The sequence below is a fragment of the Mammaliicoccus sp. C-M13 genome (assembly GCF_022386845.1).
Classification (GTDB): Bacteria; Bacillota; Bacilli; order Staphylococcales; family Staphylococcaceae; genus Mammaliicoccus; species Mammaliicoccus lentus.
In genome coordinates this window covers 1-25,075 of sequence record NZ_JAJNHQ010000021.1, presented here as the reverse complement: position 1 = coordinate 25,075, position 25,075 = coordinate 1, and the positions used below count along the sequence as shown (strand labels likewise).

General features: G+C 31.5%; 19 protein-coding genes. 14 read left to right on the top strand and 5 right to left on the bottom strand.

Going from position 1 to position 25,075, the window contains the following annotated elements:
- Positions 1-197: 197 nt before the first annotated feature.
- The 10 genes from LQ615_RS12865 to LQ615_RS12820 all read left to right on the top strand — a co-directional run bounded on the left by LQ615_RS12865 (position 198) and on the right by LQ615_RS12820 (position 14,805).
- Positions 198-1,067 carry a nuclease-related domain-containing protein gene (locus tag LQ615_RS12865; protein ID WP_239704156.1) on the top strand — a complete coding sequence of 290 codons (870 nt, stop codon included), beginning with the start codon at positions 198-200 and terminating at the stop codon, positions 1,065-1,067.
- A 375-nt stretch (positions 1,068-1,442) separates the two neighbouring features.
- A complete protein-coding gene (locus tag LQ615_RS12860; protein WP_070045163.1) occupies positions 1,443-2,051 on the top strand; it encodes a TVP38/TMEM64 family protein in 609 nt (202 codons plus the stop codon).
- Between the two features lie 2 nt (positions 2,052-2,053).
- The gene (lepB, locus tag LQ615_RS12855; RefSeq protein ID WP_082892517.1) at positions 2,054-2,584 is read left to right on the top strand and encodes a signal peptidase I; all 531 of its coding nucleotides are present in this window, start codon (positions 2,054-2,056) and stop codon (positions 2,582-2,584) included.
- Positions 2,585-2,603: 19 nt separating this feature from the next.
- Complete coding sequence (gene lepB / locus LQ615_RS12850) at positions 2,604-3,170, top strand: signal peptidase I (protein WP_016999934.1); 567 nt, start codon at positions 2,604-2,606, stop codon at positions 3,168-3,170.
- 143 nt (positions 3,171-3,313) lie between these two features.
- Positions 3,314-6,787 (top strand): helicase-exonuclease AddAB subunit AddB, encoded by a 3,474-nt coding sequence (addB, locus tag LQ615_RS12845; protein ID WP_239704157.1) that lies wholly within the window; start codon positions 3,314-3,316, stop codon positions 6,785-6,787.
- Positions 6,787-10,425, top strand: a complete 3,639-nt coding sequence (gene addA / locus LQ615_RS12840) for a helicase-exonuclease AddAB subunit AddA (RefSeq protein WP_239704163.1) — start codon at positions 6,787-6,789, stop codon at positions 10,423-10,425. Before addB ends, addA begins: the two co-directional genes overlap by 1 nt.
- Positions 10,425-11,552: a DUF418 domain-containing protein gene (locus LQ615_RS12835; protein ID WP_239704158.1), complete on the top strand. Its 1,128-nt coding sequence runs from the start codon at positions 10,425-10,427 to the stop codon at positions 11,550-11,552. Before addA ends, LQ615_RS12835 begins: the two co-directional genes overlap by 1 nt.
- A 76-nt stretch (positions 11,553-11,628) precedes the next feature.
- Positions 11,629-12,534 carry a fumarylacetoacetate hydrolase family protein gene (locus LQ615_RS12830; protein WP_016999938.1) on the top strand — a complete coding sequence of 302 codons (906 nt, stop codon included), beginning with the start codon at positions 11,629-11,631 and terminating at the stop codon, positions 12,532-12,534.
- 241 nt (positions 12,535-12,775) lie between these two features.
- Complete coding sequence (locus tag LQ615_RS12825) at positions 12,776-13,120, top strand: YisL family protein (protein WP_239704159.1); 345 nt, start codon at positions 12,776-12,778, stop codon at positions 13,118-13,120.
- Positions 13,121-13,383: 263 nt separating this feature from the next.
- Complete coding sequence (locus LQ615_RS12820; protein WP_239704160.1) at positions 13,384-14,805, top strand: alpha-amylase family protein; 1,422 nt, start codon at positions 13,384-13,386, stop codon at positions 14,803-14,805.
- Positions 14,806-15,371: 566 nt separating this feature from the next.
- On the opposite strand, the gene LQ615_RS12815 is transcribed toward LQ615_RS12820, so the two are convergent.
- The 3 genes from LQ615_RS12815 to LQ615_RS12805 are packed head-to-tail and all read right to left on the bottom strand — an operon-like array spanning position 15,372 to position 18,370.
- A complete protein-coding gene (locus LQ615_RS12815; RefSeq protein ID WP_239704161.1) occupies positions 15,372-16,694 on the bottom strand; it encodes a CoA-disulfide reductase in 1,323 nt (440 codons plus the stop codon).
- A gap of 5 nt (positions 16,695-16,699) precedes the next feature.
- Complete coding sequence (locus LQ615_RS12810) at positions 16,700-17,545, bottom strand: DegV family protein (RefSeq protein WP_016999316.1); 846 nt, start codon at positions 17,543-17,545, stop codon at positions 16,700-16,702.
- A gap of 12 nt (positions 17,546-17,557) precedes the next feature.
- Entirely contained in the window at positions 17,558-18,370 is an 813-nt protein-coding gene (locus LQ615_RS12805; RefSeq protein ID WP_064205093.1) for a Cof-type HAD-IIB family hydrolase, read from the bottom strand.
- A 119-nt stretch (positions 18,371-18,489) separates the two neighbouring features.
- Between LQ615_RS12805 and LQ615_RS12800 the strand changes: the two genes are divergently transcribed.
- Positions 18,490-18,798 (top strand): metal-sulfur cluster assembly factor, encoded by a 309-nt coding sequence (locus LQ615_RS12800; RefSeq protein ID WP_016999318.1) that lies wholly within the window; start codon positions 18,490-18,492, stop codon positions 18,796-18,798.
- Positions 18,799-18,849: 51 nt separating this feature from the next.
- On the opposite strand, the gene LQ615_RS12795 is transcribed toward LQ615_RS12800, so the two are convergent.
- Positions 18,850-19,542: a Crp/Fnr family transcriptional regulator gene (locus tag LQ615_RS12795; protein WP_239704162.1), complete on the bottom strand. Its 693-nt coding sequence runs from the start codon at positions 19,540-19,542 to the stop codon at positions 18,850-18,852.
- A gap of 173 nt (positions 19,543-19,715) precedes the next feature.
- Between LQ615_RS12795 and clpB the strand changes: the two genes are divergently transcribed.
- Positions 19,716-22,313: an ATP-dependent chaperone ClpB gene (gene clpB, locus LQ615_RS12790; RefSeq protein WP_103269025.1), complete on the top strand. Its 2,598-nt coding sequence runs from the start codon at positions 19,716-19,718 to the stop codon at positions 22,311-22,313.
- 53 nt (positions 22,314-22,366) lie between these two features.
- On the opposite strand, the gene LQ615_RS12785 is transcribed toward clpB, so the two are convergent.
- Entirely contained in the window at positions 22,367-22,567 is a 201-nt protein-coding gene (locus tag LQ615_RS12785; protein ID WP_016999321.1) for a YjzD family protein, read from the bottom strand.
- Positions 22,568-22,750: 183 nt separating this feature from the next.
- Here LQ615_RS12785 and LQ615_RS12780 point away from each other — a divergent pair, with 183 nt between their 5' ends.
- Entirely contained in the window at positions 22,751-23,692 is a 942-nt protein-coding gene (locus LQ615_RS12780; RefSeq protein WP_064205090.1) for a beta-ketoacyl-ACP synthase III, read from the top strand.
- A 14-nt stretch (positions 23,693-23,706) separates the two neighbouring features.
- Positions 23,707-24,948, top strand: coding sequence for a beta-ketoacyl-ACP synthase II (gene fabF, locus LQ615_RS12775; RefSeq protein WP_070045157.1), 1,242 nt, complete (start codon positions 23,707-23,709; stop codon positions 24,946-24,948).
- Positions 24,949-25,075 lie beyond the last annotated feature (127 nt).

Below are 25,075 nucleotides of genomic sequence, written 5' to 3'. Positions count from 1 at the left end.
GTATTGATATCTATTTTAATATTTCTAGTCATAATAAAACTCCCTGCTAAATTTTCACTATTTAAGTGTTTACTTAACAGGGAGCATATCATTTTATTCGGAGGGCTTTTTTTATTTTCTTAATGCAAAAATTGAAAAAATGAGGTGTATTTTTTATGAATTTGTAAAAGCCCTTAATTATTAATTATATAGATGCTTTGAGAGGAAGAATAGATAAAATACCTGATCAACTAGAAGATTTATATGCAATTTGGAAACAAGTTTATATAGGAGAAAAGGAATTTAGCGAGATATTAAATGAGCAAAAATCTGAGACATGGTTGCATGATTTACAATTTAAAAATTATAATCAAGTTCAGCTAGATTTTATAGTGGTTACAGATGAAGCAATTATTCAATTTGAAATTAAAAATTATACTGGGGATTACTATTATGAAAATGGTAAATTATTCAGAAGCACTGGTTACGTAGCAAAAGATTTAATTCATCAATTTGAAGTATCTGATGAAACATTAAAAAGAATAGTAAAGAAATATAAAATCGACAGAAAAGTTATAAGTTATATTGTCTTTATTAATCCAACATTCACTTTATATGGAGACTTAAGATCACGAATAAATATATTGCTTTATAGTGAATTACATAAACTGAAGGATATGTTTGGCGCAAACTTTAAATATGATGAAAATGTATGGATATGCAAAAAGTTAAAATCATTACATCAACCGTTCATTACAAGTTATTTATATTTTGAAAAGGTTGAATTCTCGAAAGTTATTGGTGGGCTCAAATGTATTAGCTGTAATAAGATAATAGAACCATCAGAAATTTTTAACGTTCGAAAGTATGTAAAATGTAAAAAATGCGGAACTATCTCTTCAAGATATTCAAGTGTTCTTCAATCTTTAAAAGAATTATATTTATTAAAAGGAGAACCATTTTCAATAAACGAAGCAGAGAAATGGACTGGTGTATCAAATAGCGCAATCAAACGCATATTATATAAAAAGTTTAAAAGAATTGGTAACTATAAGAATAGTAAATACGTTGATGAAGATGCGGTCTGATAAAATAAAATTAACGAACCGCAAATACAAAATACAGGTCGATAAATAAAAATTATCGAACTGCAAACACAAAATACAGGTCGATAAAATAAAATTATCGAACCGCAAATACAAAATACAGGTCGATAAAATAAAATTATCGAACCGCAAATACAAAATACAGGTCGATAAAATAAATTATCGAACCGCAAATACAAAATACAGGTCGATAAAATAAATTATAGAACTGCAAACGCAAAACCTCTCCAAGTCATAAACAAAGTATCATTTCCACTGAATCGCATACCTACGACTTTTGTATGATGCCAATTTACTTTAATAAATACGAAATTATGAGTATAATTAATATAAATTTTCAGAAAGAAGTTGCGTTAAATGATATTTCAAGATATTATAAATTGGTTTAATGAGGAAAATATTACGGGATTAATTGAAACATTTAAGTCATTCGGTATATTTATAGCTTTTTTACTACCTTTTATAGAGGCGTTTATCCCATTTTTACCTATTATTTTATTTGTTATTGCAAATGTTAATGCATATGGGTTGTTAGTCGGGTTTCTCATTTCATGGGCGGGCACTGTTGCTGGTAGTTATTTTGTATTCTTAATATTAAGGTTAATTTCTAAAAAGAAATTTATGAAAAAGGTAATCGAGCATAAAAAAGTCGTAAAATTTATAAAATGGATCGATAATCACGGGTTTGGTCCTTTGTTTATATTACTATGCTTTCCGTTTACACCAGGTGCATTAGTAAACATGGTTAGTGCCTTTTCTAATATTAGTAAACAAGTATATTTATTAGCGCTTATTTTGTCGAAAGCAATTATGATTTTTACGTTAAGTTTTATCGGTGCAGATATAAATTCCTTTTTTGCAAGTCCTAAAAAGAGTATAATAGTATTCGTGATTATCTTTGTGCTATGGTTAGTAGGAAAATGGCTCGAAAAATACTTTGATAGTCGTCTAGACAATAGGAGTTAATTATGAGAAAGATATATGAATGGTTGATTGCGATTATAATTGCGTTTGCACTATTATTTTTAGTTAGAGCGTTTTTATTTGTTGGTTATGTCGTGAACGGTGAATCGATGGAACCAACATTTTACGATAAAGAACGTGTTATCGTAAATAAGCTTGTTAAGAACATTGGACAAATTGATAACGGTGATGTGATTGTTTTTCATGCTAATAAAAATGAAGATTACATAAAACGAGTTATTGGTTTACCAGGTGATACTGTTGAAATGAAAAATAATAAACTGTATATTAATGGTACTCAAGTAAATGAAAGTTACCTAAAAGATGGTGAAAAGACACCAAATTTCAATACTAGAACAATACAAGGTTCTAAGAGTGATGTTATTCCTAATGATGAATATTTAGTCTTAGGAGATAATCGTAATAATAGTAGAGATTCAAGAGAAATAGGCTTTGTATATGAGAAAGATATTGTTGGAAAGGTCAATTTAAGATATTATCCATTTGACCGTATAGATACAAATTTCGATAAATAACGATAATGAGGTGGCATTTTTGAAAAAAGAATTATTTGAGTGGGCTGTGGCGATAGTCGTCGCTGTTGTAGTAGTATTACTTATACAAAAGTTTTTATTCACAACATACACAGTTTCTGGTGACTCGATGTATCCAACATTAAAGAACGGTGAAAAAGTAATTGTTAATAGAATAGGGTATAAAGTAAGCGATATTGATAACGGTGACGTGATAGTATTCCATGCGAATGCGAACGATGATTACGTTAAAAGAGTTATCGGTAAACCAGGCGATACTGTAAAATACAATAATGATCAATTATATGTAAATGACAAGAAAGTTCCAGAAGAATACTTAAAAGAAAACAAAGAAAATAAATCACGAGATTTATTAACTGAAAACTTTGAAGTAAAAGACCTTGTTAATTCTAACGGTGCTAAAGAAATACCTAAGGGCAAATATCTCGTTTTAGGGGATAACCGTGAAGTAAGTAAAGATGGTCGTTCATTTGGACTTATTGATGATGACGTAATTATTGGTGAAGTATCATTGAGATTCTGGCCACTAAATCAATTCCATTACAATTTTGATCCTGCAACAGACTAAATTTTAATATACACACCTTACTTAGAAAATACGATACAAAAGTTAGAATTAGATTTTAACTTTTGAAGTATATCTCAAACTAAGTAAGGTGTTATTTTTATGTTAAAATATAACTATTAGATTAAACGAGGGAGGTCGAATAAATGCAACTTAATGTATGGACTGGCCGAAGTGGTACCGGGAAAACACATCAGATGATAAAACAGATGACTGATGCAATGATACAAGATCCATTAGGCGATGACATTATCTTTTTAACACCTACGCAAAACACTTTTCAGTATGAACAAGCATTCGTTCGAAATCCGCAATTAAAAGGGAGTATACGAACTTCTGTATTTGGTTTTGAAAGATTAAGTTGGAGAGTATTAAGTGAAGAAGGCGGGTTAATTGAACAGCAAATTTCCGACGAAGCGTTAGCAATGCTGACTTATCACTTATTACATAAGAATAAAAAGCAACTGAACTTATATCAATCAACTATTCAACATTATGGCTTTAGTCATAAAATGATGAATGAAATTAAAGACTTTAAAAAATATAATGTTCAGCCAGAAGATATAGAATCTTATATTGAAAATGAAAAAAGTATTCCTAAGAGAATGCAAGATAAATTAAGCGATATTAAAACAATATATAAAGCATTAGAAGAACAATTAGATGGTCGTTACGTTCAAGCTGAAGATGTATTATACAAACTTATAAATAAAATCCCAGATTCAAATTATATTAAGCATGCTGATATTTATATAGATGGATTTCATAACTTTTCAACATTAGAATATAGAGTTATTGAAGCACTTGTGAAACATAGTCGTTCAGTAACAATTGGCCTCACAACAGATGGGGATAAAGATCCATTTAGCTTATTCAGAAAGACATCAGAAACACTTAGTCATATTGAAGACATCGCTAAAGATTTAAATATAAAGATTCAGAACAAACATTTCACAACACAAGAACGTTTTAGTGAAGAAAGAGATTTAAGACATTTAGAAAACCAATTTGATGCAACATTACCAAATCAAATTGATAACGGTAATTTAAAAATTATTGAAGCTTCAAATATGCGTGATGAAGTACAATATGTAGCAAGAGAAATTTTGAGAAAGACGAGAGAAGAAGATGTGTCTTTTAAAGATATAGCTATCCTTTATCGTGATCCTAGTTATGAACAACTCATTGAAACAGTAATGCCTCATTTTGATATCGCATATAATCATGATGCTAAAAAGAAAATGGCTTATCACCCATTTATAGAATGTTTAAGATCAATGTTAGAAGTGATTCAAAGTGGTTGGCAATTTGAACCTGTGATGAGAATGTTGAAGACTGGCATTTTAACAAGTCATATATCTGACGACTCATATTTAATTGATATACTGGAAAACTATGCTTTTGAACGAGGAATTTCAGGAAAAAGATGGACTAGTCCTGAATTTTTCACAGTTGAATCTTTTGAAAAATTAGGTAAAAAAACTTTAAAAAAAGATGGCGCGACATATTCAGAAGAAGATAAAGAAACGATTAAACGTGTTATTCATTTAAAAGAATATGTTGTAAAACAAATTGAAACATTAAATCAAACGCTTAAAGAAAGTGAAACGGTAGAAGCTTTTACAATGAGATTGTATGAAGTGCTTGAACAATTTGAGTTACCAACACATCTTATGACAATGAGAGATGAATTAGAACTTAAACAGCATTTTGAAGAAGCTGAACAAATAGACCAAGTTTGGCAAGGTACTATAAGAATATTTGATGATATTGTAGAAGTGTTAGGCGATGTGTCATTATCTCTAAATGAATTCATTGAAATATTAGATAGAGGTCTAGATGAATTAAACTTCTCAATGGTTCCTCAAACACTAGATGAAGTGACAGTAGGTAATATGGACTTAGCCAAAGTAGATAATAGCGATACTGTGTTTTTACTAGGCATGAATGATGGTGTATTACCAGCAGTTTCAAATCAAGTTATGTTGTTGACTGACGATGAGAAGAAAGCTTTAGCAGAAACAAGTGGATTAGAATTAAGCCCAACAAGTGACATTTTACAAATGGATGAAGCATTTGTTTGTTATATTGCAATGACGAGAGCAAAGCGTAATGTCGTCTTTACATATAGTTTAATGTCAGATGGTGGCGAAGTAAGAGACAAGAGTCCGTTTCTTAATACGATTCAATCACTGTTTACAGACTTAGAAGTAGAATCACTTAAAGCGAGTGTCGAGATAGAACCTATACAGTTAATGGAACATGAACACCAAAGTCAAATTCATATATTCCAACACTTAAACGATTATTTGAATGATGAAATAGTAAACGATATTTGGCTAGATGCTTTTAAAGCTGTACAAGAAATGCATCATCTAGATTCAACGATAGAATATCTAACTTCAGCATTAACTTATAAGAACGATTCTGTTCAGCTCAATACTGAAGTTTCAGAGTCATTATATGGCGAAAAAATTAACGCAAGTGTTTCTAGGTTCGAATCTTACAATAATTGTCCATTCCAGCATTTTGTTCTGCATGGTTTAAGATTGAACGAGCGATCTAAATATCAAATACAAAGTGTAGATATCGGGAATATTTTCCACCAAACATTGAAATACATTTCTGACGAAGTTAATGGCGATTTTAGTAAATTATCTGCACAAGCGATGACGAAATTAATCAATGAAGCAATTGATGAGAGTTTACCAAAAATTCAGTTTGATGTTTTACATCGAACAGCTCACTATCGTTATTTGAAATTGAGAATTCAAAATATCCTTAAATCAACACTTGAGGCGATGAAGTATCAAACAAGTAACTCTAAATTTAGAGCATATCAGTTTGAACTTAATTTTGGTGCGACTTCTAAACATGAACTGAAGACTACGCCTTTAAAAACTAATAGAAATATTCCAATTCAAATAAGAGGTCAAATCGACAGACTAGATGTATTCAAGAGTAGAGAACGTGATTATGTTTCAATTATTGATTACAAATCCTCTGAAACGAGCCTTGATTTAACTAAAGTATTGTATGGTAAACAAATGCAAATGTTTACTTATTTGGACGTAGTATTACAAAATAAAGAACTTCTAAACTTAAGCGAAAATGTTTCACCTGGAGCGTTGCTTTATTTCCATGTACATGAGCCTAGACTTAAAGCTACAAACTGGGGTGAAATACCTGAATTAACAGATGTTAATAAACAAACATTAGAGAAATTCAAAATGGATGGCTATGTTAACAGAAATCCAGAAGTTGTAGATGCATTAGACAGTAAGCTATTAGAAGAACTTAAATCAGATATGATACCAGTTACAAAGAAAAAAGATGGTGACTTAAATAAAAATAGTAAAGCGCTAGACGAAGAACTGTTCTATAAATTAATTAATAAAAATAGATCTAACTTCGTAGAAACTGCCTCACAGATTATGGATGGGCACACAGAAGTAGCTCCGATTGAATATAGAGGAGAACTACCTTGTAGATTCTGTGAATTTAAGTCAGTTTGTCATATCGATCCTATTACGGACGCACATCAATATAGAAGAATTGATCATACTTTAAGTAAAGATGAACTTATAAATATGTTAAGAGAGGAGGAAGAAGACGAATGATATCTATTCCAAAAAAGCCACATGATGCACAATGGACTGATGATCAATGGAATGCAATATACTCTGAAGGTCAAGATATACTTGTAGCCGCTGCAGCCGGAAGCGGTAAGACAGCTGTACTTGTGGAACGCATCATTCAAAAAATCATGCGTAATAAACAAGATGTTAATAGGTTGTTAGTCGTTACTTTTACAAACGCAAGTGCTAGAGAAATGAAAGCGAGAGTAAATGCCGCTATTCAAAAAGAAAGTACTAAACATCCAGAAGATGAGCATTTAAAATCACAAAGAATTAAAATTCACCAAGCACAAATATCGACACTTCACAGCTTTTGTTTATCTCTTATTAAAGCTCATTATGATGAGATTGATATTGATCCAAACTTTAGAACAGCTAACGAAGTTGAAGGAATAGTGCTTTTAGAACAAGCGATTGATGATGTATTAGAAAGTTATTATGAAAAAAATGAACAATCATTTATAGATTTAGTTGAACATCTATCGAATGACCGTTCAGACGACCAACTGCGAACAATTGTGAAAAGTTTATATCGATTTAGCATTGCGCATGCTAAACCTTTTGAATGGTTAGATTCATTAGATGAACCATATTACAACTTAAATAAAGATCATTTATACTTTCAAATGATGGATGAAATGATAAAAAGGAAATTAAACAGTGCTAAAAATGTTCTATATCAATCTATAGATTGTTATCAAAATTTAAATGCTGTTGATGCGCACATGACATATCTTGAAGGAGAGCGTGTGTGGATTGATGAAGTAATCGAAGGTACGAAATCATTAGAGAGTATTAGCAACGATTTGAAAAAGAAAAAAATACCTATGAACTCTAGCAAAGTTAAAAAGGAAAATGAAGGCGACGAACAACTACTTGAATTAGGGAAAGATTATCATAAAAAATATATTAATGAGTTAAACGACTTGAACAATAACTATTTAAGTCGAGAAAGAGATTATTTAATCCAAGATATGCAAAGTATCGCACCTCGTGTTGAAATACTTGCTGAAGTGACTAAAGATATTATTCGATACTTTAGAAAACTGAAACAAAATAAACGTATTATAGATTTTTCAGATTATGAACATTTAGCGTTAGATATTTTAACAAATGAAGATGGAGAACCTTCTGAAATAGCTCTACAATACAGAGAACATTTCGAGGAAATACTTGTCGATGAATATCAAGACACGAATAGAGTACAAGAAGCTATCATTAATTGTATAAAAACAGGTGACGAATCCAATGGTAATTTATTTATGGTTGGTGACGTTAAACAATCAATTTATAAATTCAGACAAGCAGAACCTGAGTTGTTTATAGAAAAATATAAACGCTTCAATTCTGATGGAAATGAAACTGGAAAAGTTATAGATTTATCTAAAAACTTTAGGTCTAGAAGAGAAGTGTTAGATAATACCAATTTTATCTTCTCTCATATGATGGACGAAGAAGTTGGGGAAATAGAATATAACGATGAAGCTAAACTTTATTATGGTGCAGATTATGACGAGCAAGAAACACCATTAGAAATGGATATTTTAGTTGAAGAATCCTTTGAAGAAACAGATAATAATTTAATTGAAGCTAAACATGTAGTAGAAAAAGTCCAATATATACTGGAAAATAAAAGCGTATATGATAGGAAAACGAAAGAATATAGACCTGCAACTTATAAAGACATCGTCATTTTAGAACGTGGTTACGGAAATGCTATGCATTTACAACAAGTGTTTAAAGACGCTAATGTTCCATTTTATGTTCAAACTAAAGAAGGTTATTTTGAACAAAATGAAGTTAGATTAATGCTTTCGTTCTTAAGAGTTATCGATAACCCGTTACAAGATAAATATTTAGTCGGACTTATGCGTTCTGTTGCTTTTCAATTTAAAGAAGATGAATTAGCAGAAATAAGAAATAAAGCACCACAAGAAGTCTATTATCTAGATTCTATACATCAGTATGTTAAGCACCCAGAAGCAGACGAGCAACTTGTAGAAAAACTCAATCAATTTTTATCTCAGCTTAAAGGTTACCAAACGTTAAGTAAGTCTATACCTGTGTGGCAATTATTAGATCAGTTATATAACGATTATTATTTGATAGCATATTATAGTGGTCTAACAGGTGGAGTTCAGCGTAGACAGAACTTATACGGTTTACTAAATAAAGCGGTACAATTTGAAGCTTCAAGTCTTAGAGGGATATTCCAATTTATTCGTTTTATTGATGAACTAATTGAACGTGGACAAGATTTTGGCCAAGAGAGTGTTATCGGTCCTAACGATGATGTTGTGAGGATGATGACAATTCATAGTAGTAAAGGGTTAGAATTTCCATTTGTTATTTATTCAGGTACGAAAAGAGAGTTTAATCGTAAAGACTTAAGTAAGCCCGTTATATTAAACAATCGATATGGTATGGCGTTAAATTACTATGATGTTGAGAACGAAATAATCTATCCATCACTTGCTTCGATTATTTTCAAAAACATTAATGAAACTGAAATGATTTCAGAAGAAATGAGATTAATTTATGTTGCATTAACTAGAGCGAAAGAAGGTCTATATTTAATTGGTCGCGTTAAAAATGAAGAAGCAATAGATAAGTTAGGTCTTATTCAAGCGAACCAACATGGTATGTTGGACCCTGGCTTCAGAATGAGCGCTAAATCTCCATTTGATCTAATTGGTACAATACTAGCAAAGTCAAAACAAAAAGGCCTATCTAATGCTATTCCATTTACAACTGATCAAAGTGAAAAATTTAATATAAACATCATTAAAGAAGAAGAAAATGTAGACGAAGATATTGCAGATGAAGATAAACCAACATTAGAAAACTTATTAAACTATAGACCTTCAGATAAGAAGGACCAAATATTAGAACAAATTAGTTATGAATATCCAAATAAAGATTTATTAAATATTGCCGCTAAACAGTCAGTTTCTGAAATAAAGCGTCAAAAAGAAACAGAGGAAGCGGGGACCGACTATCAAATTGTAAGACAATATCAAGTTGGTGTTAGGTCTTATGATCGACCTAAATTCTTATCAAAAGAAAAACGGGATAGTGCTGAAATTGGTACATTAATGCATGCAGTAATGCAACATCTTCCACTTCAAAAAGGTGGTTTAAAAGAGGATGAAATAAAACCATTTGTACAATCATTAATTGATCAAGGAGTGCTACCAGAAGATGCAATCGGTGATTTAAGGTTAGATCTTGTTCATGCATTTACACATTCCAATTTATATGAATGTTTAGTAGATGCAGATAAAGTTATAAGAGAAGTACCATTTGTAGTTGGCCAAAATGATATTGATCAAGATGTTAAGTTAAATATTAAACAAGATGATAATAAACCAATTATCCAAGGGATGATAGACTGTATTTTTATCAAAGATGGGAAAGTTTCATTTATAGACTATAAGACAGATGCATTTATTGTACGTCGAGGAAAAACTAAAGAAGAAGTAGCAGAAACAATGATGAAGAAATATGAAGTACAAATGCAATACTATAAAAAAACATTAGAAACAATTTTACAACAACCTGTTGAAGGATATTTATATTTCTTCCAATATGGTACGAAACACATCAAGGAGAGCAATTAATGGCGAAAGAAAGAATATTTAGTATAGATGCGTTGAGAGGTTTTAGCTTACTAGGGATTATATTAATGAACATTTTAACATTTGCATATCCTTATCAAGTGATTAATCCATTTGAGTTTTTCCAACATCAAGACGGTGCTTTGTTTAAAGTAAGTTCATTATTTATTATTGCTTCATTTTATCCAATATTTGCGTTTTTATTTGGATATGGTTTATCAATTATGTACGATAATAGTATAAAAAGAAATATTGATTATTATCCAATGATTATAAGAAGATTACTATTCTTACTGTTGCTAGGTGTTATTCATGGTATTTTTCTATTCTATGGAGACATACTCGCAACATATGCTTTACTTGGTTTTATAGCGATTATATTTGTTAGACTAAAACCAAGTTATTCATTAGTAGGATTATCAATAGGTTTCGGTATACTTGCGCTATTGTATATCTTACCTATGGTGTTATTGCAAGATGTTACAGAACTAGAAAATTTTGTTGGTTTACAAGAATTAGAACGTGTAAATAACATATTAATAAGTAGTGATTATTTATCAATTATGGGATTTAATTTAAAATATTTTGGTATGAATATTTTAAATGTTATTTTAGTAGGACCTTTTAGTATTTTACCTATAATGCTATTTGGTATTTATGCACATAAGAGTAATTGGTTTAACAAAATTACACAACATAAAAATCTCTATATTATCGTAGGAATAGTGGTATTTATTTTAGGACTATGTGTTAAAATGATTCAAATTATGCTTGCTGGTTCAACGATTTCACAATTAATCAGTCAAATGTTAGGTGGACCGATTGTAGCATTGAGTTATATTATCTTCTTCGTATTATTGTGTGAAGATAAAACAGTTCGAAAAATATTATCACCACTTCAAAATATAGGTAAATTAAGTTTAACAACTTATATTACACAAAGTATTATTTGTATGTTTATATTTTATGGCATTGGTTTTAGTTTATACGGTAAATTATCAGTATCTACAATTTATCTGATTGCACTAGCTATATTCACTGTACAATTGGTTGCAAGTTATTTTTATTTAAAAAAATTCAAGCAAGGACCAATTGAAAAAGTATGGAGAAAAGTAACATATTTAAAATAATAGTTTGAAAATAATGCGATTTATCAAAAAATTCGGTATAATGGGTCACAAGAACAAGAAGGAGCTGACAGAGTGGATGAAATTTTTAACTTTTAAATATAACGATATTACTTCATATGGTGTTAAAGTAAAAAGAGAAGATGCAGTATGGGATTTACGCAAGGTGTTCCAAGACTTTGGAGAAGAAAAATTTAATCCAAAAACATTATTAGAAGGCTTACAAGAAAATGTTAATGTTGATTTTCAAGAAGCGGTAAGAAAAGCTGTAGTTAATGTAGAAGAAACTGCTCAAAAAGCCGATTATAAATATAGCTTTGAAGACATTGAGTTTTTACCACCCGTTACGCCAACAAATAATGTGATTGCTTTCGGACGTAATTACAAAAAACACGCTGAAGAATTAAATAATGAAGTAAATAGATTATATGTATTTACTAAAGCAGCATCATCATTAACTGGTGATAATGCAACAATTCCAAATCACCAAGATGTAACAGAAAAATTAGATTACGAAGGTGAACTAGGAGTTGTAATAGGTAAATCAGGAGAAAAAATACCACGCGGTTTAGCATTAGACTACGTATATGGTTATACGATTATTAATGATATTACTGATAGAAAAGCTCAAAAAGAACACGATCAAGCATTCTTATCTAAATCATTAACAGGCGGTTGCCCAATGGGTCCATATATCGTAACTAAAGATGAGTTACCAATGCCAGAAGACGTAAACATTGTTACGAAAGTAAATAATGAAATTAGACAAGATGGCAATACAAACGAAATGATTTTAAAAATTGACGAATTAATCGCAGAAATTTCTAAATATGTTGCGTTACATCCCGGAGACATTATTGCTACAGGAACGCCAGCAGGTGTTGGAGCTGGTATGAATCCGCCACAATTCTTACAACCAGGTGATGAAGTAAAAGTAACGATTGATGGTATCGGTACTTTAACAACATTTATAAGCGAAAAATAATTTATAAATACTGGCATAGAGTCTGGGACATAATTAATGTCTCAGGCTCTTATTATTTATAATGGTAATCGAAATTTTAAAGATTTTTGTTAAATTCGAATTTCATGAAATTTAATTTTGTATAAAATGTGAATTATAAGTGAAATTTAAATAAGGACGCTAAATTTTAGATGTTTCTTTTAGTTCCTATGTTATAATGCTTATTGGAATAGAAATATTAATATTTAGGGGGGAACTTAAATTGACACATTTCCATATTTTTAGTTGGTTAGTAACAATTATTTTATTCTTCGTAGTCTATGTTAAAGTTACAAATAAACCAGTTCATATGGTCTTAAGATTGTTTATGGTATTTACACTTGTTTCTGGTGTTATATTATTTATTCAAGCTATGGGTATCGACGGCATGCTATACGGTATTAAATTATTATTAGGACTTATCGTAATTGGCTTAATCGAAATGACTATTGCTAAAAAGAAAAAGAACAAAAACAGTCAAGGTTTCTTAATAGCCACAATTATCGCTATGGTACTTACAATTCTACTTGGTAGTTACTTACCAATGGGCGTATTACATTTCGGATAATTTTATTTAAAAGAGGCTGGGACATAAATACATGTCTCAGCCTCATTTATTATAATGGCAGTAGCTGACTGGATTGAAAATGCGCTTATATCAAGCTTTTTCCAACCCTAGTCATCCTTCCCGGGGTGGGACTACGAAATCTATTTATTAAAATGAGATTTCTATCCTACTCCCTTTTTTTATGACAATTTCATGATGGGCTATCAGTAAAGTAAACGTTTTAGTATAATAGAGATAATTGGGTAATAAAGAGGGTTGAGTATATGAAAAAATGGACAAAGTTAGTTTTAAGTGTCATGTTAATGGCGCCAATTTTTAGTGGATATGTTTTTGCTGAAGAAGAAGAATATGAAGATGTAAAATATCCTAGAATATATAGTTTAGTCGTAGATAGATTTATGAACGGCAACAATGAGAATAATAAAATGATAAAAAATAATGATAAATCTAACGATCTTCCTTTAGGTGGAGACTTTCAAGGAATATCGTCTAAACTAGAATATATACATGATATGGGATTTAATACGATACATATATCGCCAGTATTTGAACACGATAAAAATGACTTTTTAGGTTATAAAGTAAAGAACTATGATGGTATTGATAAAGTGTTAGGTGGGGAGAAAGCCTTTAAATCACTAATCGATAAAATACATCAAAAAGATATGGAAATTGTAGTAGATATGCCTGTTACTTATACGTCAGAATTCAATAAATCTATTGATGGCGATTTAAATAATATACAAAAATCATATTTCAAAGATGATAAATTTATAGATTTAAAAGATCCTGAAAACCAAGGACTGTATAAAGCAAAAGTAGAATCGTTTGTTGAAGAATATCAAGTTGATGGGGTATCTATGAATATTGTTCAAGATGGTATAGATGCAGTAGAGTTTATACCTGAAGGTGTTGAATCTTACGGTATTATCAATAAAGACGGTATAAAAGCTAACAACTTTACACATTTATCATCAAATAACATGAGAACCTCTTTGCAAGACGCTTTTAAAAATGTAAATACTGATATACCTACATATAATAAAAGTAATGAAGTACTAATGGCAGATACTTGGTTCACAGAACGATTTACTAAACATGCAGCTGATGAAAATATGTTCCCTGGCACACGTATAAAACAATTAATGACTTATATGTGGGGATATAAAGGCCCAATTATGATGAATTACGGGACTGAAATAGCTGCAAACGGTAGTAAAATAGAAACAATCAACCAACTGCAGAACTTTAGAACGGATAAAGAAGTAGTAGAATACTTAGAAAAGGTTTCAAATACTTTTAAACAATATCAAGAATTATTTGAAGGAACAGTTAAAGTATTACCTCATGATAAAGGAACGATGTTGTATTATTATGATACAAATACAATAGATTATATTTTTAATGTTAATGACTCAAGCAAATCTAAAAAAGTAACAATATCAGGGGAAGATATTGAAAAAAATAAAATGCTCTCTGGATTAATTGTAGGAGATAACATTAAGAAGAAAAACAATGAATATAATTTGATAACTGATCGTGAAGAAACAGAATTATACGCGATAATAAAAGAGCGAGGTTTAAATAACACTTACTTCATAGCTGCAATAATGGTTGTCGTATTATTTGGTTTATTTATATATTTAGTATCCCGAAAAAGTAAAAAACAAAAAATGAATAAATAAATTTAATAAGAAAAAGGACCTTTTCGTTTGCGAATCCAAACGAAAAGGTCCTTTTTAATGTATATATTTATAAGTATTGAATAACGAGGTAAAAAGTCGGGTGATGTAGTGAACGAAGTATAAGGTAGGGCGTAGTTATGGTGTTGTTGTGATATTATTGTTGACACGTTTGGTGAGAAGTGACAATAAGAGTAGCCGAATGTTGCAAGACGATGTCCACGTGCAACAAAGCACCCCCGAATATTGCAAGACACGCTCCACGTGCAACAAAGCACCCCCGAATGTTGCAAGACGAGTCCCACGTGCAACATAGCGCCTCCGAATATTGCAAGACGCGCTCCACGTGCAACATAGCACCCCCGAATATTGCAAGATGCGCTCCACGTGCAACATATCGTCCATATTATAAGCGATTTATATCCCGACTCAAATATATAACCACATCGCTATAATATAACCCCCCCACTAAAGTGCAGTTATACTAACTTTAGTGGGGGATAACGTGTTTATTTGAATTTTATTAATCATCATACGCTCGATTATTTCACTCTAGTTACTTATTTATTTTATGCTTTGTATCCTATCATATTCACGATATCTTTTGGACTAGAGAAAGGTGGGGCATATGCAATTTCAATTTCTTTTAATTCATCTACTGTTAAACCACCGATAATAGCTGTTGAGAGAATATCGATTCGTTTATCGGCTCCGTCTTTACCAACCGCACAAGCTCTTAATATTTTACGAGTTTCTTTATCGAAATAAACGCGCAATGTTAGTGGTTCAGCATTTGGGTAATATCCTGCATGCTGTTTTTGAGTTTGTTCTACTACTGAATAATCGTATTGTTTTAATTCCGCTTCAGTAACACCGACACTTGCTAACGCATAATTAAAGAAGCGAACGATATTCGTACCTAAAAGGCCTTTAAATGAAGCTCTATCATTCTGTTTATTAATTTGTAAGTTTTCAGCAATCAATCCTGCCGCTCTATGCGCACCCCATGCTAGTGTGATACTTGTACGTTTTTTAGTATGGCGATAAAATGTTTCGATGACATCACCAAGCGCATATACATCTTGAACATTTGTTTCGAAAAATTCATTTACTGGAATATATCCTTTATCGTTTAATTGAACTGAGGAGGACTGTAACCAGTCGCTATTAGGTTTAATACCAACTCCAGCAATGATTAAATCGTATTCTTCTACTTTTCCAGATTTAAATGATACCGTGCGATCTTCTACATTTGTTACTTCTTCATTTAAACGGTAATTGATAGCGCGATCTTCAATTTCATCAAATATAGATTGGTTCAAGTCTTTATCCATACTTTTATTAATATGATCGCTTCTGTGAATCCAAGTAACATCAATACCTCTGTAATAAAGATTTTCTAATATTTCTAAACTGACATAACCTGCACCAATTATAAGAGCAGATTGAACATTTTTTTCTTCTATAAATTGTTCGATTTTATCAGTGTCTACTAAATTTCTTAACGTAAATAATCTATCAGATTGAACAGGTAGTTGATTAGCTCTACATCCTGGACTTAATATAAGCTGGTCATATTTATCTTCGAATGTTTCGCCTGTTTCATGATTTTTAATCGTAATTGTTTTTTCTTTATCATTTAAAGCAATGGCTTCATGAAAAGTTTTTACGGTTATATTTTTCTTTTCTTTGAATTGTTCTGGTGTTGCAGATAACATGTAATCTCTATCTTCAACGACTTGACCTAAATAATAAGGTAATCCGCAATTAGCGAAGCTCATGTCTCTATCTTTTTCGTATACGACGATTTCACTTTCATTATCAAGTCTTCTAATTTGTGATGCGACAGTTGCGCCACCAGCAACAGCACCTATAACTATAATTTTATTCATGTCGGTCACTCCTTATAATAGAAAATGGCAACAGTACCACTTCCAGTATGTGAACTAATAACAGGACCAATGTCAGATATATTAACATCTTTTGGTTTTAATGATTCGACCATTAATTCTTTGATTTTCTCCGCTTCTTCTAAATCATCAGAATGTGTTATATAAATAGTTTGATCACTATAATCGCTATTTTCGTTTTTCATTTTTTCAATTATCGCATGCCATAACTTTTTTGAACCGCGATACTTTTCAATTGGTACAAGTTTACCTTCTTCAACATGGAGTAATGGTTTAATGTTTAGTAATGTACCTAAAAATGCTTGTCCTTTAGATAATCTACCACCACTTGCTAAATATTTTAAATCCTTAACAGTAAATAAATGTCTAATCTTTTCTAGTTTGTTTTTAATATATTCATCAATTTCTTCAAATGAATAATCATGATTAATTTTATCTTGCACATCTAAAATCATTTTACCAAGACCCATAGAAGCACTTAATGTATCATAAATTGTAAGGTCTAAATCAGGATATTCATCTTTGATTTGTTCTTTGACTAAACAAGCTGTTTGATATGTACCACTTAAAGCACTGCTGAATGCTAAGTAAATAGCTTTTTCTTTCTTTTCTGCTACTTCAGTGAAAACTTTAGTCATCTGTTCCATAGTTGCTTGGTTTGTCTTAGGGTGTTTATTTTCTTTTATAGCTGCTAATACTTCATCATTAGATATTTCATATTGATCGACTTTACTTTCATCATCAATCACGATACCGTATGGTAAAAAGTAAAAATCATGCTCTTTAATTTGTTCTAATGTTAAATCAGAACCACTATCAACTATCATTTTCATTTATATAACCCCCTACATATTTAAATCAAAATAATTATTTAAGTATTTTCCAATACCATCAGCATTATTCGTGTCTGTAACGTCATTTGCTATTTCTTTTAATTCAGGTATCGCATTTCCCATAGCCACACCATAGTTAGCAAATTGTATCATTTCATAATCATTATCTTCGTCTCCAAAAGCGATAATATTATCAAAATCAATGTCTAAATATTCAGCGACATATTTTACAGCTTTCCCTTTATTAATTCCTTTTTTAACGATTTCAATTACAGGGAAGGGTGCACCCCAACGACGATGTTCTATATGTTCAGCATAATATTTGCTTAAATGTCTTTTAATTCGAGGAATCTCGTCATCTTCCGCTTGTATTAATAAACTTGTCGGAGATTCAGGTAATAATTTATCTAGTTCTCCATATTTGATTTCTGGGTCGCCCATGCTAAAACCTTCGAATAAAGTTTGATCATAGTTATTAATATAAACTTGATCACGCACTTCAGCGATTATATTTTTTATATTTAATTTACTCACATCGTTGAAAATTTTTGTCGCAATTCGAGCGTCTAATTGTTCATGTACGGATTCGAAACGATTGTCATGAGGATGATGAATAAGTGCGCCATTAAAATTGATGATAGGTGTATTCATCTGCATAGCATTATAATAATCTATACTCGCTCGATATGGTCGACCAGTGGAAATGATAATTTCATGACCAGATTTCTTTAAATATTGTAATACCCTCTTGGTATAAGTTGGGATTTTCTTTTCATCTGTTAATAAAGTACCGTCTAAATCTAAGCAGATTAAATGTTTGTCCATACCGATAACTCCTATCTTTTTTTCTATCTTCTTACACTATAATATCATATCATTTTCTTTATCGTACGCTTTAAATTTGATATATTATATATAGTAACTTTTAGAATGAGGTGAAAAACATGGAAGAAGCAATGAAAGAAAGCATCTTAGGAGCATTGGAGAATGTTATTGACCCAGAGCTTGGAATTGATATCGTTAACTTAGGTCTTGTTTATAATATTGATTTAGACGACGAAGGATTATGTACAGTAGAGATGACATTAACTTCAATGGGTTGTCCAATGGGGCCGCAAATCGTTGATATGGTTAAAACAGCATTAGCTGAATTACCTGAAATCAAAGAAACTGAAGTAAATATTGTTTGGACACCACCTTGGGATAAAGACAAAATGTCACGCTATGCTAAAATAGCACTGGGCGTTAGTTAATATTATAAAAGAAAAACAGGCTGAGATATATAAATGTCTCAACCTGTTTTTTTATTCTATTCTACAAATAGATAGGGGACAATTATCGCAGTTAATAGCGTTTTTTAAATAATTTAAATCTTTAATGATAACCGTTTTATGTTTAACAGATACAATATTTTCTTTTTTTAAATGACTTAACATACGATTAACGCTTTCACTTGTGACATTACAAAAATTCGCTAATTCATGATTAGTTAATTCGACATTTATTAATATGCCTTCTTCATCTGCGACACCATAAGTATTTGCTAGTTTAATAAGAACAGAATAGAATCCTCCTGTTTTGCCAAGTGTATAAATATCTCTAATTTGATATTCATGTTTTTCATTTTCGTTTTGCACCCATAGCAACCATTCATATTTAAGCACTTCGTCATTTAAAATAGCTTCTTCAAAATCTTTTTTCGGTAATTTAATAATGGTTGCATTTTCTTTTGTTTTTGCGGATAGAGTGTGAGTCTTTCTGCCACAAAATAGTGTAGTAGAACCGAATATGCTCCTCGGACCAATTAATTTCGTGTTGAACTCTTTTCCATCTTCCATAATACGGTGAAGAATAACTTTTCCTTCAATTACAACATAAATGTGATTACTTAGGTCTCCAGAATGGTATATATAATTGTGAGCATTAAAATGCATACGCTGACCATGAGATATAATATACTCAATTACTGAAGTTGCTTCTGTGTATGTCGTTTGCAAATGATCACTTCCCGTAAGTATTATTCAATTATATTTTACCATATAATGTAATTGTAAAGGTTGGAAAATTTAAAAGCTTTATATTTGTCAAAGAAGGTCAAACAGTATATAATAAAAATAGGTCAAAGATAGTCAAACTATATTGACCGTTAAAAATTAAAGAGGTGATACATTTGGATATTAATCAAATGACATATTCAGTGCAAAGTGTTATTGAAAAAGCACAACAATTATCTCAATCTCAACAACTACAAAATATTGAAATCGAAGCTGTATTATTATCAGCATTAAATGAAGACGAAAGTATTTTTAAAAGAACTTTAGATAGAGCAAATATTGATACAGAAGATTTGGAAAAAGCATATAATAAGAAATTAAATCAATATTCTGTAGTGAAAGGTGACAATATTCAATACGGACAATATATTTCACCTAAACTAAATGAGTTATTTAATAAAGCAGATAAAATTAAAGAAGAAATGCAAGATGATTTCATGTCTATGGAACATCTATTAAAAGCAGCAATTGAAGTTGATCAAACGACTCAAGAATTTGTCGGAAACAAAAAGGAAGTTGTAAACGAAATTATAAATAAAATCAGGGGAGGAAATCGAGTGACATCACAAAATCCAGAAGTACAATATGAAGCATTATCAAAATATGGAAGAGATTTAGTAGAAGAAGTCAGAAAAGGCAAAATGGATCCAGTTATCGGAAGAGACGAAGAAATTAGAAATACTATACGAATTTTAAGCCGTAAAACTAAAAACAACCCAGTATTAATCGGTGAACCAGGTGTAGGTAAAACAGCAATCGTTGAAGGGTTAGCTCAACGTATTGTAAAAAGAGACGTTCCTGAATCACTTTTAGATAAAACAATTTTTGAATTGGACTTATCAGCATTAGTAGCTGGTGCAAAATATAGAGGTGAATTTGAAGAAAGATTGAAAGCTGTCTTGAAAGAAGTTAAAGATTCTGAAGGGCGGATTCTATTATTCATCGACGAAATCCACATGTTAGTCGGCGCTGGTAAGACAGAAGGTGCTATGGACGCAGGTAACATGTTAAAACCTATGCTTGCTAGAGGTGAATTACATTGTATTGGTGCAACAACTTTAAACGAATATCGTCAATACATTGAAAAAGATTCTGCATTAGAACGTAGATTCCAAAAAGTAAATGTTAGTGAACCAGATTTAGAAGATACAATTTCTATTTTAAGAGGTTTAAAAGAAAGATATGAAGTTCACCATGGTGTTAGAATCCAAGATAGAGCAATAGTGGCAGCAGCAGAATTATCTGATCGTTATATTACGGACAGATTTTTACCTGACAAAGCGATTGATTTAGTAGACCAAGCATGTGCAACAATTAGAACTGAAATGGGATCTAATCCAACTGAATTAGATGCTGTAAATCGTCGTGTAATGCAACTTGAAATTGAAGAAAATGCATTAAAATCTGAATCAGATCAAGCAAGTCAAATAAGATTAGAAGAACTTCAAAAAGAACTTGCTGATGAAAAAGAAAAACAACAGCAATTACAAAGTAAAGTTGAAGAAGAAAAAGAACAAATTAAATCATTACAAGATAAAAGAGCAGAATTAGATGAAAGTAAAAAAGCATTAGAAAATGCAGAAAATCAATATGATTTAGGTAAAGCTGCTGAACTTAAACACGGTAAAATACCACAAATTGAAGCGGAATTAAGAGAATTAGAAGATAGTTTCGCTGAAGAAAATGGCGATGACCATGATCGTTTAATAAGAGAAATCGTAACTGACGAAGAAATCGGTTATATCGTAAGCCAATGGACAGGTATACCTGTATCGAGATTAGTAGAAACTGAAAGAGAAAAACTTCTAAAATTGTCTGATATTCTACATGAACGTGTAGTAGGTCAAGATGAAGCAGTTGATTTAGTAGCGGATGCAGTAGTAAGAGCTAGAGCAGGTATTAAAGATCCAAACAGACCTATCGGTAGTTTCTTATTCTTAGGACCAACAGGGGTTGGTAAGACAGAACTTGCTAAAACATTAGCAGCAACATTGTTTGATTCTGAAAAACATATGATTCGAATTGATATGAGTGAGTACATGGAGAAACATTCTGTCGCTAGATTAATTGGTGCGCCTCCAGGTTATGTAGGATATGAAGAAGGCGGTCAATTAACTGAAGCTGTTAGAAGACAGCCATATTCAGTAATACTACTAGACGAAATTGAAAAAGCGCATAATGACGTATTTAACGTGTTACTACAATTATTAGATGAAGGTAGATTAACTGACGCAAAAGGAAGAAGTGTTGACTTTAAAAACACAATTATTATTATGACAAGTAATATTGGTTCTCAATTCTTATTAGATGGCGTAACTGAATCTGGAGAAATTGAAGAATCAGCTAAAAAACAAGTAACAGATAGTTTACATGCTCATTTCAAACCGGAAATCCTAAATAGAATGGATGACATTGTATTATTCAAACCATTGTCTGTTAAAGATATGAGCTTTATCGTTGATCACATTATCACTAATTTAAATATTAGATTAACAGATCAACATATTAAGATAAATGTAGATCAAGATGTTAAAGAATGGATTGCAAAAGAAGCATACGAACCACAATTTGGTGCAAGACCATTGAAACGATTTGTTCAAAGACAAATTGAAACACCTTTAGCTCGACTAATGATTGGTAAAGAATTAAAAGAAGGTACTCAAGTTAACGTGCATCTTGAAAATGAAGAAGTAAAATTTGAAGTAAATGAATAATTAATAAAAAGTCCCACCAATAAATTGCATTGGTGGGATTTTTTGATGTAAAATTATTGGTGATCAACCTGTTCTTTAGGTTCAGATTTGCCTATTGTTAGGCTGAATAATATAACTACAACTGTAAAAACGATAGCATAAATAGTAGGGTTAAGAACGTTAATAGATGCTTCAGAACCGCCTAAACTATGTAATACAAAGTTAATCATTTGTGATAACAAGAATGCCCATATAAACGTCATAATATAATGCATATCTTTTCCTCCGTTACATTTAGTATCATACATTTCATTATAATTAACTTTTTATAAAATGTATACCTTTAATCATGAAAACGATTTAAATATTTGGGTAAAGTTAATTGACTTGTATGTAATAGTAAAAGTATGATAAATTAGTACCTGATAATAATAACAGATTATAAGTAGGTGTCTCTAATGGATATTGGTATAAAAGGTTTTGGTGCATATTCACCAGAACGTGTAGTAACAAACGCACATTTTGAAAGTTATTTAGATACTTCAGATGAGTGGATTAGAAAAATGACAGGTATTAAAGAAAGACGTTTTGCTGCGGAGGACGAAGATACAAGTGATTTAGCATATGAAGCTGCAGTGAGAGCTATTGAAGATTCTGGTCTTGATAAAGATGAAATTGAAATGATTATAGTTGCTACTTCTACTGGAGATAAACCATTTCCAACTGTAGCTACAACATTACAAAAAAGATTAGGTTTAAATAAAATCCCTTCAATGGATCAATTAGCAGCATGTACAGGCTTCATTTATGGAATTGTTACAGCTCAACAATTTGTTAGTTCGGGACTTTATAAAAATGTCTTAGTAGTAGGTGCTGATAAATTAACAAAAATAACAGACATGAATGATCGTAGCACAGCGATTCTTTTTGGAGATGGAGCTGGAGCAGCTGTCATTGGAGAAGTGTCTGAAGGAAGAGGTATACTCGGTGTTGAATTAGGTTCTGATGGGAATGGAGGACCATATTTATACCAAGATATGGACGCTAATACGATACAAATGAACGGCCGTGAAGTATTTAAATTTGCAGTGAGAATTATGGGGGAAGCATCTACTAAAGTTGTAGAAAAAGCAGGTCTTGAACCAGAAGATGTTGATATGTTTGTGCCTCACCAAGCGAATATTAGAATTATGGAGTCAGCAAGAGATCGATTAGGTATTGAGAAAGAAAAAATGAGTGTAACTGTTGATAGATATGGCAATACTTCAGCAGCTTCAATACCCTTAAGTATTGCATATGAAATAGAACAAGGTAAAATAAAAGATAATGATACTTTAGTCCTAGTAGGATTTGGTGGCGGCCTAACTTGGGGTGCCATAACGTTACGCTGGGGTAAATAGGAGGAAATTTAATAATGACAGAAAAAAAACGTGTTGTAATGACTGGTTTAGGAACGTTAAATCCTTTGGGTAATGACGTCCCTACAACATGGAAAAATGCAATCAACGGCGAAAACGGAATAGATAAAGTCACAAGAATTGATGTATCTGAATTTCCAGCTAAATTAGCAGGTGAATTAAAAGACTTCGATATTGAAAATCACATTCCTAAAAAAGAATACCGTAAGATGGATAGATTTACTCAATATGCGATTGTAGCTGCACGTGAAGCTTTAAAGGATTCTAAATATGAAATTACTGATGAGAATAGCAACCGTGTAGGAGTATGGATTGGTTCTGGTATAGGTGGTATGGAAACTTTCGAATACTCTCATAATATGTTGTTAAAACGTGGACCAAAACGTGTAAGCCCATTTTTCGTACCTATGATGATTCCAGATATGGCTACAGGACAAGTTTCTATTGATTTAGGAGCTAAAGGGCCAAATGGTTGTACTGTTACAGCATGTGCTACAGGTACAAATTCAATTGGTGATGCTTTCAAAATCATTCAACGTGGAGATGCTGATGTTATGATAGCTGGTGGAACAGAGGCACCAATTACTGAAATGGCTATGGCTGGTTTCAGTGCTAACAAAGCATTATCTACTAATCCAGATAGAGACTCAGCATGCCGTCCATTCCAAGAAGGAAGAGATGGATTCATTATGGGAGAAGGCGCTGGAGTTGTTGTATTAGAGTCATTAGAATCAGCTAAAGCTCGTGGGGCTCATATTTATGCTGAAGTTGTTGGCTACGGTTCAACAGGTGATGCATACCATATTACAGCACCATCTCCAAATGGTGAAGGCGGTGCTAGAGCAATGCAAGCGGCTATTGAGGATGCAGGTATTAAAGCCGCAGACATTCAATATTTAAATGCTCATGGTACAAGTACACCAATTGGTGACTTATACGAGGTATTAGCAATCAACTCTACGTTTGGCGAAGCAGCTAAAAACCTTAAAATAAGTTCTACAAAATCAATGATGGGTCATTTATTAGGCGCAACAGGAGCAGTAGAAGCTATTTTAACAGGCTTATCTATACAAAATGGTATCGTTGCACCAACAATAAATGCAACTTCACCAGACCCAGAAATTAACTTAGATATTACACCTAATGAAGCGGCTAATTTAGACATTGAATATGCAATGAGTAACAGCCTAGGATTTGGTGGACATAACGCAGTATTAATCTTTAAAAAATTTAAATAAAATAAGAAGCTGAGACATTTTTAACGAATGTCTCAGCTCAGACTGTGGACAAACTGAACTTAAATTTATAAGTTCAGTTTGTTTTTTTGTATAGATTAATAATTTCCACTAAAATCATGATTAAACT